The sequence below is a fragment of the Mycobacterium dioxanotrophicus genome (genome assembly GCF_002157835.1).
GTDB classification, from domain to species: domain Bacteria; phylum Actinomycetota; class Actinomycetes; order Mycobacteriales; family Mycobacteriaceae; genus Mycobacterium; species Mycobacterium dioxanotrophicus.
The window spans coordinates 5,617,817-5,632,840 of sequence record NZ_CP020809.1; the positions used below are offsets into that span (position 1 = coordinate 5,617,817).

General features: G+C 68.0%; 13 protein-coding genes. 9 read left to right on the plus strand and 4 right to left on the minus strand.

Annotated features, from left to right (window positions below; all coding sequences use genetic code 11):
• Nucleotides 1–16: 16 nt before the first annotated feature.
• Nucleotides 17–406, minus strand: coding sequence for a VOC family protein (locus tag BTO20_RS27360; protein ID WP_087079110.1), 390 nt, complete (start codon nt 404–406; stop codon nt 17–19).
• Nucleotides 407–491: 85 nt separating this feature from the next.
• Here BTO20_RS27360 and BTO20_RS27365 point away from each other — a divergent pair, with 85 nt between their 5' ends.
• Nucleotides 492–1,529, plus strand: coding sequence for a nucleoside hydrolase (locus BTO20_RS27365; protein WP_087079111.1), 1,038 nt, complete (start codon nt 492–494; stop codon nt 1,527–1,529).
• Between the two features lie 58 nt (nt 1,530–1,587).
• Here BTO20_RS27365 and BTO20_RS27370 read toward each other — a convergent pair whose 3' ends face one another.
• Both BTO20_RS27370 and BTO20_RS27375 read right to left on the minus strand, forming a co-directional pair.
• Complete coding sequence (locus tag BTO20_RS27370; protein WP_087082773.1) at nt 1,588–3,159, minus strand: DNA polymerase Y family protein; 1,572 nt, start codon at nt 3,157–3,159, stop codon at nt 1,588–1,590.
• Between the two features lie 36 nt (nt 3,160–3,195).
• On the minus strand, nt 3,196–3,894 hold the full coding sequence (locus tag BTO20_RS27375) for a hypothetical protein (protein ID WP_087079112.1): 699 nt from the start codon (nt 3,892–3,894) through the stop codon (nt 3,196–3,198).
• Between the two features lie 286 nt (nt 3,895–4,180).
• On the opposite strand from BTO20_RS27375, the gene BTO20_RS27380 reads away from it, so the two are divergent.
• From BTO20_RS27380 to BTO20_RS27415, 8 genes are all read left to right on the plus strand, one after another.
• Nucleotides 4,181–4,465, plus strand: a complete 285-nt coding sequence (locus tag BTO20_RS27380) for a hypothetical protein (protein ID WP_087082775.1) — start codon at nt 4,181–4,183, stop codon at nt 4,463–4,465.
• A 34-nt stretch (nt 4,466–4,499) separates the two neighbouring features.
• Complete coding sequence (locus BTO20_RS27385; RefSeq protein WP_087079113.1) at nt 4,500–6,113, plus strand: S53 family peptidase; 1,614 nt, start codon at nt 4,500–4,502, stop codon at nt 6,111–6,113.
• Nucleotides 6,110–8,035: a zinc ribbon domain-containing protein gene (locus tag BTO20_RS27390; RefSeq protein WP_087079114.1), complete on the plus strand. Its 1,926-nt coding sequence runs from the start codon at nt 6,110–6,112 to the stop codon at nt 8,033–8,035. Before BTO20_RS27385 ends, BTO20_RS27390 begins: the two co-directional genes overlap by 4 nt.
• Before the next feature lie 105 nt (nt 8,036–8,140).
• Entirely contained in the window at nt 8,141–9,127 is a 987-nt protein-coding gene (locus tag BTO20_RS27395; RefSeq protein ID WP_087079115.1) for an alpha/beta hydrolase, read from the plus strand.
• Complete coding sequence (locus BTO20_RS27400; protein WP_087079116.1) at nt 9,124–10,005, plus strand: SDR family NAD(P)-dependent oxidoreductase; 882 nt, start codon at nt 9,124–9,126, stop codon at nt 10,003–10,005. The genes BTO20_RS27395 and BTO20_RS27400 overlap by 4 nt, the downstream gene beginning before the upstream one ends.
• Nucleotides 10,005–10,925 (plus strand): reductase, encoded by a 921-nt coding sequence (locus BTO20_RS27405; RefSeq protein WP_087079117.1) that lies wholly within the window; start codon nt 10,005–10,007, stop codon nt 10,923–10,925. Before BTO20_RS27400 ends, BTO20_RS27405 begins: the two co-directional genes overlap by 1 nt.
• Nucleotide 10,926: 1 nt before the next feature.
• Entirely contained in the window at nt 10,927–12,468 is a 1,542-nt protein-coding gene (locus BTO20_RS27410; RefSeq protein ID WP_087079118.1) for a flavin-containing monooxygenase, read from the plus strand.
• A complete protein-coding gene (locus BTO20_RS27415) occupies nt 12,468–13,373 on the plus strand; it encodes a MerR family transcriptional regulator (RefSeq protein ID WP_087079119.1) in 906 nt (301 codons plus the stop codon). The genes BTO20_RS27410 and BTO20_RS27415 overlap by 1 nt, the downstream gene beginning before the upstream one ends.
• Nucleotides 13,374–13,442: 69 nt before the next feature.
• Here BTO20_RS27415 and guaA read toward each other — a convergent pair whose 3' ends face one another.
• Nucleotides 13,443–15,002 (minus strand): glutamine-hydrolyzing GMP synthase, encoded by a 1,560-nt coding sequence (guaA, locus tag BTO20_RS27420; protein ID WP_087079120.1) that lies wholly within the window; start codon nt 15,000–15,002, stop codon nt 13,443–13,445.
• Nucleotides 15,003–15,024: the final 22 nt, after the last annotated feature.

The window sequence follows — 15,024 nt, forward strand, 5'->3', positions numbered from 1 at the left end:
GTGGAGTCGTGCCGCACTACGCCTGGGCCGCGGTCTCCCACAGACCCAGAACGTTGCCTTCGGTGTCGGTGAAGTACGCGGCAAACCCCATCTCGCCCACCGGCATTTTCTCCCCCAGCTGCGCACCACCCTTGGACCGGATTGCCGTCAACGCGTCGTCGATATTGGGCACCTCGATGGTGATCACCGGCCCCTGCGGAGACTCCGGTGCACGTTCGAACATGCCCCCGCCGATGTATCCCGGTTCAGCGGGCATACCCGATTCGGAGACGGGACCGGTCGCGACCCCGGTGTAGTTCATCTCCGGATACTCGTTGAGCTGCCAGCCGAAAACTTCCCGATAGAAATCCTTGGCCCGTGTGCCGTCATTGAACGGCACTTCGAAATGCACCACGCGACCGGACATCGATGCCTCCTCGATTGACCTGCACGTCGAAGTCTAGGCGTGCGGACGGCACAGGTCAGCCCCTATCGTTGGCGGCGTGACAGGAATGCCCGTGTTCGCCGATGTCGATACCGGAGTGGATGACGCGATGGCGCTGGTGTATCTGCTGGCCAGTCCCGACGCGGATCTGGTTGGCATCGCCTCCACCGCGGGAAATGTTGGCGTGCAACAGGTCTGCGTCAACAACCTGGGTCTGCTGGAACTGTGCCGGGCAGGCAGCATCCCGGTGTCCAAGGGCTCCGAGCACCCGCTGAGCGCTCCGTTGCGTACCGCGGAAGACACCCACGGGCCCGAGGGGCTGGGCTACGCCCGGTTGCCTGCCACCGACCGGCAATTGACCGAGCACGACGCCGCCCAGGCGTGGGTGAGCGCGGCGAGGGCGCATCCGGGTGAATTGATCGGCCTGGCCACCGGCCCGTTGACCAACCTGGCGCTGGCGATGCGGGTCGAACCCGGGCTCCCCCGCCTGCTGCGCCGACTGGTGATCATGGGCGGAGCTTTCGACTACCGCGGCAACACCACCCCGGTGTCGGAGTGGAACATCAGTGTGGACCCCGAATCGGCGGCCGAGGTGTTCGGCGGCTGGACCGCCGCGTGGGGTACCGACGCACCGGAACACCTGCCGATTGTGTTGGGGCTCAACCTCACAGAGCACATCGCGATGACGCCGCAGCTGCTGGGCCGGCTGGCCGAGGCCGCGGGGTCACCGACCGCGCCGATGAGCGAACTCGACGAACGTGGGACCCGCTCGGCGGCGGTCAATCCGCTGATCCGGGTGCTCGAGGACGCGATGCGGTTCTATTTCGAATTCCACTTCGACACCGACGACGGGTATCTCGCGCATCTGCACGATCCGCTGGCCGCCGCGGTGGCCCTGGACCCCGAGTTGGTGCAGTACCGGCAGACCACGGTCGACGTCGAGCTGGCCGGCACCTTGACCCGTGGAATGACGGTCGCCGATTGGCGCGGGCACTGGGGCCTGCCACCCAATGCGCTCATCGGCGTCCGGGTGGACCCGGCGGTGTTCTTCGACCGGTTCATCGACCGGGTCGGCCCGTTCGCGCATTCGCTTGGTCCAACGTGAACTTGTTGCCGACATTTGGCCGAAACGTCGCACACAAGTTCACATTCGGCCTGCCGACTTACTCATAAACTCCCTCCAGGTACCACCGCCGTTGCCGGTAGCACAGCAGCAGCGCCAGGCCGCCCTCTTCGTCGCCAAGCAGCACCTGCGCCCGTGCGGTGCGCCCCGCGCCCCGACTCTGCGGGTCCCACCACCGCTCGTCGACCGGCCACGGCCCGGCCCACCAACGCAGGCTGCCGTCCCGCCTGCCCGCGCCGGCCAGCCGGGCCGGATCTGCGGAGAACATCCCCCGGCTGGTGACCCGAACCGGAACCCCTTGTCCGTCCAGGAGTTCCACCGGATCATCGAGCAGAACCGTCGGCGAGGGCTCGGGCAGTTGACCGGGCCAGGGCTGCCGGGGGTCGGCCCGCGGCACCGGCTCGTCCCCCAGCGGCGTGAGAGTGATGCGTTCGGCAGGCCCGCGCCCACCGCTGAGTACAGGCACCTGAACCGCTTCCGCCCCGAGCAAGCCCTGCACCCGCACCAGAGCGCGCCGGGCCCGCAACCGATCCTCCCCTCCTACCCCGCCCCACAGTGGGAGCTGCAGCGCCGCCGCGGACACCACCTCCACCGGGCGCAACCGCAGCACGGTGACCGGCGCGGTGGGCTTCTCGGAAGTCTGAGATCCTCCCCGTCGCTGCGCTCGCCCCTGACGGTTCAGCCAGCCGTCCAGTTGCCAGCGCACCCTGTCGGCAGTGGCATCCTCGGTCAGTGGTTCGGCACACCGCCACACCCGTTCCAGCTCTTCACCGTTGGCGGTGACGGCATGGATCGCCAACCGGGTGCAGCCGACACCCGCCGCTTCCAGACTGCGATGCAGGGCACTGGCCAGTGACCGCCCGGCGAAGGCCGCCGCGTCCACCCGCTCGATCGGCGGATCGCAGTTCATCACGGCGTCGAGTTCAGCCGCAGGGTCCTTGCCCGACGGCCTCCTGGCCGACTCCCCGCGGGCGAAGGAGTGCGCGACCACCGCGTCGGTCCCGAACCGGGAGGCCACATCGGTACGCGACAGCTCGGCGAACTGTCCAAGGGTACGGATTCCCATGCGCCACAGCAGGTCTGCCAGCTCTTCGCGGCCCGGCACGGCCAGGGCCGGTTCGGTGGCCAACTGCCGGATGGACAGCGGGGACAGGAACAGGGCATCGGCACCGGGTTCGATGATGCGTCCGGCCCGGGCGGCGAAGACCGCGGTGGGCAACTGATCTGCGATGCCCACCTGACATTCCGCCCCCGCCGCGGCCACCGCGTCGACCAGCCGTTCGGCTGCGGCCGGTTCGGATCCGAAGTAGCGTGCCGCCCCGCGCACCGGCAGCACCAGCAGACCCGGCCGCAGCACCTCGGCCCGTGGCACCAGGTCATCGACCGCGACCGTGACGTTCTCGAAGTGGCGGGCATCGCGGGCCGAATCAGCAGCGACGACATGCAGATACGGACACCGGGCCTGGGCCTCCCGTCGACGCAACCCACGCCGCACCCCCGACGCCCGCGCCGACGCCGAGCAGGCCACGACCCGGTTGGCCAGTGTGATCGCGACCGGAGCGGTCGGCTCCAAGCCCGCCGCGGTGGCCGCCGCGACGGCGGGCCAGTCCATGCACCACAGCGCCAGCACCCGAGACGCCGCCACGGTCTAACCGCCTGCCACGCAGACTGATCCGGCGGCACCCCGCATGGCCAGCCGGACCCGGCCGATCCGGCCACGCCCGGGAGCGGGCGCGCCACTGCCCGCACCGGTCACGTCGTAACCGCAGACCCTGGCCTCCAACCGGGTGGACGCTCCCCGCCAATCACCGTCGGTGACCAGCAGCGTGCATCCTTTCTGCCGGGCCCGCGCCACCATCACCCGGGCCCGGCTCGGCGGTACCGCGCGCCCGCCCAACCCGAGCAGCACCAGGTCCATCCCGTCCATCAACACCGATGCCACTTCGACCGGGTCGGCCCCCGGATCCGGAATGACCGCAAGCCGACTCAGATCGGCACCCATTTCCACCGCGGCCAACAGCCCGACATCGGGTTGCCCGACGATCGCGGCGTGCCCGCCTGCCGCCGTCACCGCCGCCACCATGCCCAGTGGCAGCGACCGGGCGCCCGACATCACCGCGACGGTTCCGCGCGGCAGCGTCGTGGGCAACTCGGCAGGCGTCGGATCAGCCGGGGATTCAGGCAACTCCAGCAAAGAATCCCCGGCAGGAATCACCGCGCCGGCCCGGCCCACCCCGCGATGCGCCGGACCGACCCTCCCCGACACTGCGGCGATCTTGCGTCGCAGATGTTCCACCTGTTCAGCACGGGTAAGCCGGCCCAGTTCAAGGTCCGCCGCAATGATCACAGCAGCACCTCCAACACCATCTAAACCACGCTGTGTTCGAATATATGTTCGATACCCCGAGTAAACACCCACACCCCGACACCGTCAAGCCGCGGCCGGCCGGCTCGCAGCATCCGGCAACACCACGGGGAATGCTCCTGCACCCTTTTGGGCTTTAAGTTAAAGTTCGACTACCAAAACCCACTTCGGGACGGGACTGGTGCACGATCACCCGATCGTGCGGAATCGCACAACGATTCGCCGAAGGCCAGCGCTCAAATACCGGGGGACAAGTGAGGACACCATCATGAGGTCTGGGCAATTGACTCGTCGGCTCGCTGTCATCGCCGGCGGCGCCGCTGTCGTCGGGATGATTTCGTTCACCGCGTCGTGCGGCACCAAGGAGAAGGCTCCCGAGACGACGACGCCGACCACGACCACCACGACCACCACCACGACGACACCGGCCACTCCTGCGCCGCCACCTTCGGTCGAGCCCACCGAGAAGTCGATCAACCCCACCGGTGGCAACCTGTTCACCCCGACGGTGAAGGCGCCGCCGCCGGCGACCGCCATCCCCGGCGACCACTAGAACCACGCGGGGTTCGTTCGTCAGCCGTGGATCCATGACCCGGCCGCGTGTCATACCCGGGTACGCACTGCTGACGTTGATCCTGGCAGGAGCACTGCTCCTGGCCTCGGACCTGCGGGCTACCCAAGCACCGGGCGTAAGGGCTCCCATCGGGGGTCCTTACGCCCAATTGCTTGCGGCCTCAACCGATCTCGGGCCTTCCCGCAATGACTCGGTCCAACTGACCGTCGCCCTGCAGAGCCGGCTACGGCCGGCAACGCTGTACAGCTGGGCCGACGGGCACCGCCTGTCGGTGCGGTGGCGCTCCGGCGACCCGTGGGCCATCGTCGACGGTGCGCCTGCCGACATGGCGACGGCCTTCGGTGTCGACATCCACGACTACCTGGGCAGACGCGGCCAAGTGTTCTATGCGTCGCCGCAGCAGCCGACGATACCTGAACCACTGCGCGGCGAGGTCACCGAAGTCGGCCGGCTCCTCGGCTACACCCCGCCCAGGATGTCGCGGCCGGACCTGTCGAACCTGCCCACCGATGTCCCCGACCGCGGGCTGACTCCGACGGCGCTGCTCAACACCTACAACCTGAGCGGGCTTGCGCGCCAGGGGTACACCGGCAAGGGCACCACCATCGTGATCTTCGCGTTCGACGGTTTCAAGCAGACCGATCTGGACACCTTCGCCACCACCTTCAACCTTCCGAGGTTCACACCGATCCTGGTCGGCGGACAGCCCAGCGAACCCCACGGCGAGACGACCATGGACCTGCAGGTCGCCCACGCCATCGCGCCCGATGCGCGCAAGGTGGTGATCAACGCCCGGCCGACGGTCCAGGGCGACGGGGCCTACGAGAAGATCGGGCAGATGCTCCAGTCGGCGGATGCCGACTATCCGGGTGCGGTCTGGAGCTTTTCCATCGGCTGGGGCTGCGACAAGCTGATCACTGCCGCGGACCTCGCCCCCGTCCGCTCCGCGCTGGCCACCGCGCATTCCCACGGCACCACCGCGTTCAACGCCAGCGGCGACCTGGCAGGCCTGGAATGCAAAGGCGGACAAGACTGGTCGTCACCACCGGGCCCCGATGACGTCGGGTTGGACTCGGTCGCGTCGCTGCCCGAGATCACCAATGTCGGGGGCACCACGCTATCCACCGACACGGACGGCGGCTGGCTGGCCGAACAGGCCTGGTTCGACGTACCGCTGACCCAGGGCACCGGCGGCGGGGTCTCGGCGCTGTTCGTCCGACCGGACTGGCAGCGCGGCCTCACCGCGCCCGACGACGGCGGCGCCCAGCGGCGGTTCACCCCGGATGTGTCCGCGGTCGCCGACCCGTTCACCGGGGTGAAGATCGTGCTGAACGACCAGCTGCTGGTCGGCGGCGGCACCTCCCAGTCGGCGCCGCTGTGGGCCGGGATGGCCGCGGTGATGAACCAGTACCTGCTCGCCAACGGCGGCCGGGAGCTGGGTGACCTCAATCCCCTGCTGTACCGCATCGCCGCCGGGGCTCCGCTGCCCGCCTTCCACGACGTCACGCTCGGCGGCAATGCGGTGGCCAGCGCGGGCCCGGGCTACGACCTGGTGACCGGGCTCGGAACGCCCAACGTGGACAACCTCGTCAAGAACATTCTGGTCTGGCAGAGAGCGAACCCATGACAATCGATCCCGGCCTCGTCGGTCCGGACATGATGGAGTGCGAGGTCTGCCAACTCGAGGTGCCCGCGGGCCAGTACTGCGGGCTGTGCGGAGCTCCACTGTCGGAACACCGGGGCAACGGCCCGCACTGGCTGCGGGTGCGGTCTTTCAGCGCCGCTCCCGGTCAGCACCTGCTGATTCCGTCGGTCACCAGTTCGCTGTTCCCGCATCTGTCTCCGCGGTCGCGCACCGCGTTCCTGATCGGGCTGGGGCTGCTGCTGGCGGCTCTGGTGGCCGCTGCCCTGTTCCGGCTGCCCGCCGCGCTCATCACCGTCGCCGCCCTCGGCCTGCCGCTGTTGTTCGGAATCTACTTGCGCGAGTCCGATGTTCACCGCGACGTCCCGCGCAGCACGCTGGCCCTGACCGCGGTGCTGGGCGTGAGCCTCGGGACCGGCTGGGTGCTGCTGACCGGCGGCGCGATGGCCCGCGCATACGGCGTCCCGCTGGGCATGGGTATCACCGGATCGCGCATGCTGCGCGACGGTATCGGCGTGTCCCTGGGCGGCATGGCACTGATGCTCGTCCCGGTGTTGCTGGTGCGTTTCATCCGCCGCGGGACGCAAGAAGCGTTGGACGGCTACGCAATCGGCGCGTTCGGTGCGTTGACCTACTGCGCCGCGGCGACGATGACGCGGCTGGCCCCGCAGTTCACCACCGGCATGGTGGCACGGGACCGGCCGATGAGCGGGCTGCTGATCGAGGCAGGCATCCGGGGCGTCGCGGTGCCGACTACCGCTGCCGCGGTGGGCGGGCTGATCGGTGCGGCGCTGTGGTTCACGCGGCCGCCGAACAAGGTTCTCGTGCACCGCGGCTTCGTGCGGATCACCCTGATGCTGTTCGCGGTCGGTGTGATGATCCTCTACGCCGGGCTGGGGCTGATCGACATCGCCAGATTCCCGCAGTGGCTGCAGTTCGGGCTCTACATCGCGCTGGCGGCGGTGGCGCTGCTGCTCCTGCGGGTCGGGGTCCATCTCGCGTTGCTGCACGAGGCCCATGACGACATCAACACCGACGAGCCACTGCTGTGCGCGCAATGTGGTCATGTCGTGCCCGACGCTCCGTTCTGCGCGCACTGCGGCGCGGCCACCCATGCGTCGTCGCGTAGTTCACGCGCGGCCCGCAGGACGGGTAGGCCGACGCGGCAGGACGAGCCCGAGGAGATCACGGTCGGGCTGCTGCCCGGCTATTCGATCCACAAGGGGACGTTCACCGCCGCGCCCGTGCACAAGACGTCCTACACGGGGCTGGCACTGGCCCTCGGGGTGGTCATCGTCGTGGTGGCAGCGGGATTGGTCGGGCTCTCGGCGGTACTGCAGAAGCCGGCGGCGCGCTACGTGTGCCCGCCGAACTGCGGCTCCCCGCCGCTCGGGCAACCCGTCACCATCAATCCGCTGTACACCGCGCCCGACGGTTCGTTCACGGTGGCGTATCCGGCGGCGGGTGCGGCCTACAAGATCACCACCAACGATCACGGCATCATGGCGAACCTGCTGGCCGGCGACGGCGGCACCATGCAGCTGTTCAGCAGGCCTGCGGCCGGGAAATCACCGAAAGACATTGCGGTCCAACTGGTTCACCAGACGTTCCCGGACACCAAGACCGCCTACGAGATACCCAACACGATGGTCGGTTATCAGCCCGGGTTCGGGCTTGCCGCCGACTGCTGGCCGCAGGGTTCGACCAGCAGCTATGCCCGGATGCGGGTGATCATCATGGTGGCGGTCAAGCACGATCTCGCGCTCATCGCGGCGGCCGTCGGGCCCTACCGCCAGTTCGGCCCTGACTCCGGTTCCGGCAAGCCGTCCGGCGCCAACCTGCAGCTTGCGTTGGATATGGGCAAGTACGTCAACAGTTTCCGTTGGCGCGGGGACCCCGCCCGGTAATCACCGACCGCGTCATCAGGCAATACCGCCGTTGCTAAATGATGACATTGACAAATGTCATCATTTGTTGGTGTACTCACCGAGCCACTTCGACGAGGAGGTTCGATGGCCGACCCTGTCATCCCCCGACGTGGATCGCTGCGATCCCGCGGTGCGGCCGCGATCAGCACCCTGACGCTGCGGCAGTTGAGCGGCGCGCTTCCGCCCGAGCACATGCTCGGACTGTGGACATCACGGTGGCTGATCGCGCGGATCATGGACACGTTCGGCCCGTCCCTGGCAGGCACCCGGGTCGAGGCCGTCGATGTGCGGATGGCCGACGGCAGGCGGGTGATCGGCGAGTGGGTGCGCGGCACCGGTGTCCCCGCCGCGACGCCCGAGCGCGCCATCTACTACGTACACGGCAGCGGGTTCGCCCTGTGCTCGGCACGCACACACCGGCGCCTCACGGCCTGGCTCTCCCGGCGCACCGGCCTGCCGGTGTTCAGCATCGACTATCGCCTCGCCCCCGAACACCGGTTCCCCACTGCCGCAGACGATGTGGCCGCCGGCTGGGACTGGCTGTGCACCGACGGCGGGCTCGACCCCGAGAATGTTGTGATGGCGGGCGACTCCGCCGGTGGCCACCTGGCCGTCGATCTGCTGCTGCAACCGCACACGGCGCACCCGTCGGGATTGGTGTTGCTGTCCCCACTGATCGACCTGACCTTCGCGCTCGCGCGAGCCCGAGAACAATTGCACCGCGACCCGGCGATCAGGGCGTCCGACGCGGCACGCCTGATCGGACTGTATTGTGCAGCAACCGATCTCACCCATCCACGGCTCACCCTCGACGTCGCGCGCGGACGCCCCATGCCGCCGACACTCATCCAGGCCGGCGGCGCCGAGATGCTCGTCGCCGACGCCCGCAAGCTCGACACCGACATCCGCGCCGCAGGCGGGCACAGTGAACTCGAAGTGTGGCCGCACCAGGTACACGTCTTCCAGGCCCTGCCGCGACTGAGCCCCGACGCGGTGGCTGCCATGGGCCGCATCGCCCGTTTCATCTCGGAATCCTTGCAGCACAACGCCGTCAGAGAGGTGGCCGGATGAACATCTTCGGCAACAACCGCAAACGCAGCCACCGCGCCGCTGCCGTGGTCACCGGCGCGGGCAGCGGCATCGGCGCCGCGTTCGCCGCAGAGCTGGCCCGCCGGGGTGGCCGGGTGGTGTGCAGCGACATCGACGAGGCCGCCGCCCAACGGACCGCGCAGGCCATCGCCGCCGACGGCGGTGCCGCACTTGCGCTGCGCTGCGACGTATCTCGCATCGAGCAGGTCGAGCGGCTCGCCGAGGCCGCACAGACGTGGTTCGACGGCCCGCCCTCCCTCGTTGTCAACAACGCCGGGGTCGGGGCGGGCGGCCGGCCCATCGGCGAGGTCAGCCTCGACGACTGGCACTGGGTGCTCGGCATCAACCTGTGGGGTCCGATCCACGGCTGTCACGTGTTCACGCCGATCCTGCGCGGCGCAGACGCCGAACAGCCGCGCGGCATCATCAACGTCGCTTCGGCCGCCGCCTTCGGAGCGGCACCCGGCATGGCGGCCTACAACGTGAGCAAGGCCGGCGTATTGTCGCTGTCGGAGACCTTGGCGGCCGAACTGTCCGGCACCGGCATCAACGTCACCGCGCTGTGCCCCACGTTCGTCAAGACCAACATTGTCGAATCTGGCCGGATCACAGCGCAATCCACGCAGCTGGCCGACCGGTTGATGCGGTGGACCGGCTTCTCGCCCGAGCGCGTCGCCCGCATGTGCCTGGACACCAACGACCGCGGCGGCCTGTACTGCATGCCCCAGCCCGACGCCCGGATCGGTTGGGGCATCAAACGACTCACCCCGACGGTCTACACCCGCGCGGTGGGCATAACGACGCGCTTCGCTGAGGGCCTTTCCGCTCCTCACGTCCGCAGCTCTGAGGAGGTTTCGTAATGGCCATGGACATGGAACGAATGCTGGCGAAGATCAAGGACCGGCAATGGGCCTTGGCCGACATCGACTGGGATGCCCCGGGAGCCGAAACCATCACCGACGAGATGCGGCCGAAACTCAAGGCGTTCATGGCCGATCTGTGCTGGATCGAGAACGTCGGAGCCCGCGGCTTCGCAGCACTCGCCAAGAAGGCGCCAACACCGACCATCGCGGAGATCTACCGCTACTTCCACGCCGAGGAGCAGCGCCACGCCAATGCCGAACTGGCACTGATGAAGCGCTGGGGCATGCTCGAAGACGGAGAGATGCCCGAACCGAACGTCAACATCCGGCTGGCCATCGAATGGTTGGACACCTTCTCCGACAACATGTCGCTTTCGGTCCTCGGCACCGTCATCCCGATGCTCGAGGTCGCGCTCGACGGCGCGTTGCTGAAGTTCCTGCTCGAAGAGGTCGACGATCCCGTCTGCCACCAGGTGTTCGAGAAGATCAACAATGACGAATCCCGGCACATCGCCGTGGATTTCGAGGTGCTCAACATGATCGGGCACGCCAGCATGCGGCGGCTCGCGGTGGAGTTCGTCGGCAATGTGGCCTCACCGGGCGTCATCATCGGCACCCTGATGTACGTTCCGCTGCTCAACCGCATGCGCAACAACATCGTCGACATGGGCCTGCAGCCGGAGAAGCTGTACAAGGCGATGATGCGGTTCAAGGAACTCGGCGGCCGCGCCGAATACACCTGGCGGGTACCGGCGTATCAGCTGCTCAAGCTGCACGGGCGGATGGTCACCAACCCACGTCACCCGTACCACTGGGTAGCCAACCCCATGGTGTGGGCGTCCGACCGCTATCCGAAGGCCCTGCTGCGGCCGATCCCCAGCTGGTTCAAAGAGCTGACCCACGAGCCGGCGGCCTGACATGCGCACCTACGACACGCTGATCGTCGGCGCCGGGTTCACCGGCATCGGCACCGCCATCAAGCTCATCGAGGCCGGAGTCGACGACTTCGTCATCCTGGACCGCTCCGACCGCGTCGGGGGAACCTGGCGGGACAACACGTATCCCGGTGCGGCATGCGATGTTCCGTCGTTGCTGTACTCGTTCTCGTTCGTCAAGAATCCGGACTGGTCGCGGGCCTACTCCCCGGCCGACGAAATCCGTCAGCACATCGAGGACATGGTCGACACCTTCGACCTGCGCCGGCGTATCCAGTTCGGCGTCGAGGTCAACGGCCTGTCGTTCGACGAGACTGAAGGCATCTGGACGGTGAAAACCACTGGCCGCTCAGGGCACAACCGCTCCTCACGTCCGCGGCGCTTTCAGGCCCGCAGCGTCGTGCTCGCCTCCGGCCCGCTGCCCGACCACAAATGGCCCGACATCCGTGGCCTGGAGACGTATGAGGGCCACAAGATCCACAGTGCGAACTGGGATCACGACTACGACGTCACCGGCAAACGCGTCGCGGTGATCGGCACCGGCGCCAGCGCCGTGCAGATCATCCCGGAACTGGTGAAGAGCGCCGGCTTCGTCAAGGTGTTCCAGCGCACGCCGGGGTGGGTGATTCCGCGGCTGGACGTCGCCACGCCGCCGGCGGCTCGCGCGCTGTTCGCGAAAGTCCCTGCCGTACAAGAGCTTGCCCGACAGATCCTGTTCTGGGGCCACGAGGCCAGCGCGACGGCGATGGTGTGGAACACGCCGCTGACGGGGCTGGTGGCCCGCCTCGGCAAGGCACACCTGCGCAGGCAGGTCGCCGACCCGTGGCTGCGCCGTCAGCTCACCCCCGATTTCACCCCCGGCTGCAAACGCATGCTGGTGTCCAGCGACTACTACCCCGCGCTGCAACGCGAGAACTGCAAGCTCATCGACTGGCCGATCGCCACCATCAGCCCGGTCGGCATCCGCACCAGCGACGGCATCGAACACCATCTTGACGCCATCGTGTTCGCCACCGGTTTCGATGTTCACCTCACCGGCCCGCCCTACCCGATCACGGGGCTCGGCGGGCGCTCGCTGGCAGAAGAATGGGAGCGCGGCGCGCAGGCCTACAAGAGCATCAACGCCCACGGCTATCCGAACCTGTACTTCATGACGGGCCCCAACTCCGGACCGGGCCACAACTCGCTGCTGGTGTATGTCGAAGGCCAGATCGACTACGCCGTGTCCGGCATCAAGACGCTGCTGCGCAACAATCTTCGCTACCTCGATGTGCGGGCCGACGTCCAGCAGCGCTACAACGAAGTGCTGCAGAAGCGGCTGACCAAGACCACCTGGATGACCGGCTGCAACAGCTGGTACCTGACCGCCGACGGATTCAACGCGTCGATGTACCCCGGATTCGCCACCCAGTATCTTCGACAGATGCGGGATTTCCGGTTCGGCGACTACGAAGCAGCGGTGCGAGATGCGCCAAATCCGACTTCAGCACGCGACGTCCACGTCGCGATCAGCTCGTCGGCCTGATGGCAGCCGCCAAGCCGTCCGGGCAGCAGGCCGGTGCGATCTCGGCCATCCTGACCGGGCTGCGCCGCGCGCCGCGGCAGATCCGGCGCAGTTCGCGTGACGTCGTCGAGACCGCCGTCACGCAACTGTTCGACGCGGCGGTACAGCCGCACGGTGTCGCGGCATCCGGCGAGTATCGCCTCGATGAACTGGCTCGGCTGGCGGGCACCACCACCCGCAACATCCGCGTGTACCGCGACCGCGGGTTGTTGCACCCGCCGCTGCGGGTCGGGCGTATCGCGCTGTTCAACGACACCCACCTGACCCGGTTGCGGCTGATCACCTCGATGCTCGACCGTGGCTACAACATCGCCCACGTCCACGAGATGCTGTCCGCCTGGGAGCAGGGCAAGGACATCGGCGACGTGCTCGGTCTGGAGAGCGCCATCGTGGGCAACTGGGCCACCGAGAAACCTGAACGCGTACCGCTGGCCGAAGCGCGGGATCTGGTCGACGACGATGCGGCGTTCGACCGGCTGGTCGACATCGGCGTGATCAAGCTCGATGCCGAGGACGCAATCATCATGCGCCCCAAGCTCATCGAGGCGTTCAACGAGATCCGGGAGTACGGCGTGCCGATCGGCACCCTGATCGACGTCCACGAACAGGTGTTGCCTCATCTCGACGCGATCAGCTCGATCCTGGTGCGGGCCGGCGTCGACCAGGTGGCCGGGAGGATCAAACCCGGCGAGTCGCTACCGCCGGATACCGAAGTGGCCGAACTGATCACAATGCTGGTGCGGTTCCGCACCCAGGCGGTGTCCGCGGTCAGCGCGACCCTGGCGTCCTCGATCGAATCGACCATCGAGTCCGTCGTCGGTCAGATGCTGACCGAGTACGTCGAGAAGGCCGGCGAGCAGACGTAGCGGTCCCGCAAACCGCGCGTGTCGGGGTACCGCCATGTCTGCTCGCGGGAGAAACTCAGCCGGAGAACACTACTCCCACTCGATGGTGCCGGGTGGCTTGCTCGTGACGTCGAGTACCACGCGGTTGACCTCCGGCACCTCGTTGGTGATGCGGGTCGAAATCCGTTCCAGCACTTCGTAAGGCACGCGGGTCCAGTCCGCGGTCATGGCGTCCTCGCTGGAAACGGGGCGCAGCACGATCGGATGGCCGTAGGTGCGGCCGTCACCCTGCACGCCGACCGAGCGCACGTCGGCGAGCAGCACCACCGGGCACTGCCAGATCTGCTGATCCAGGCCGGCGGCCGTGAGTTCCTCACGGGCGATCGAGTCGGCACGGCGCAGGGTGTCCAGCCGCTTGGCGGTCACCTCGCCGACGATGCGGATACCCAGTCCGGGGCCCGGGAACGGTTGGCGCCCAACGATTTCCTCTGGCAGACCGAGCTCGCGGCCGACTGCGCGCACCTCGTCCTTGAACAACAGCCGCAGCGGTTCGACGAGTTTGAACTTCAGATCGTCAGGCAGGCCACCGACGTTGTGGTGGCTCTTGATGTTCGCGGTGCCGGTGCCGCCGCCGGATTCGACCACGTCGGGGTACAGCGTGCCCTGCACCAGATATTCGATCTCGGCCTCGGAGCTGCCGAGGGTGTCCCGCACCGCCCCCTCGAAGGCCCGGATGAACTCGCGGCCGATGATCTTGCGCTTGCCCTCGGGGTTGGTCACCCCGCCCAGCGCCTGCAGGAAGCGGTCGGCGACGTCGATGGTGACGAGCTTGGCGCCGGTTGCGGCGACGAAATCCCGCTCGACCTGTGCCCGCTCCCCGGCCCGCAGCAGCCCGTGGTCGACGAACACGCACGTGAGCCGGTCTCCGATGGCGCGTTGCACCAGGGCCGCGGCCACCGCGGAGTCGACGCCCCCCGACAGCCCGCAGATGGCCTGGCCGTCACCGATCTGCTCGCGAACCGCCTCGATGAGTTGCTCGGCGATGTTGGCGGGCGTCCACGTCGGTCCGATGCCGGCGAACTCGTGCAAGAACCGGGTCAGCACCTGCTGGCCGTGCGGTGAATGCAGCACCTCGGGGTGGTACTGCACCCCGGCCAGCTTGCGAGCCCGGTTCTCGAATCCCGCGACCGGAGCACCGGCGCTGCTGGCGATGACGTCGAACCCGTCCGGCGCGGAGGTGACGGCGTCGCCGTGGCTCATCCACACCGGCTGCGTCGCGGGCAGGTCCGAGTGCAGATCCCCCCCGGACACCGTCAGCTCGGTGCGGCCGTACTCACTGGTACCGGTGTGCTCGACCGTGCCACCGAGGACCTGGGCCATGGCTTGGAACCCGTAGCAGATACCGAACACCGGCACGTCGAGGTCGAACAGCCCGGGGTCCAGGCGCGGAGCACCGTCGGCGTACACACTGGCCGGGCCGCCGGACAGCACGATCGCCTGCGGATCGCGTGCCTTGATCTCCTCGACGCTGGCGGTGTGCGGGACGACCTCGGAGTAGACCCGCGCCTCGCGAACGCGCCGCGCGATCAGCTGGGCATACTGCGCGCCGAAGTCGACGACGAGAACGGGGCGGGGAGATTCTGCTGCCACCGGCTCAGTCTAGGAGTTGAGG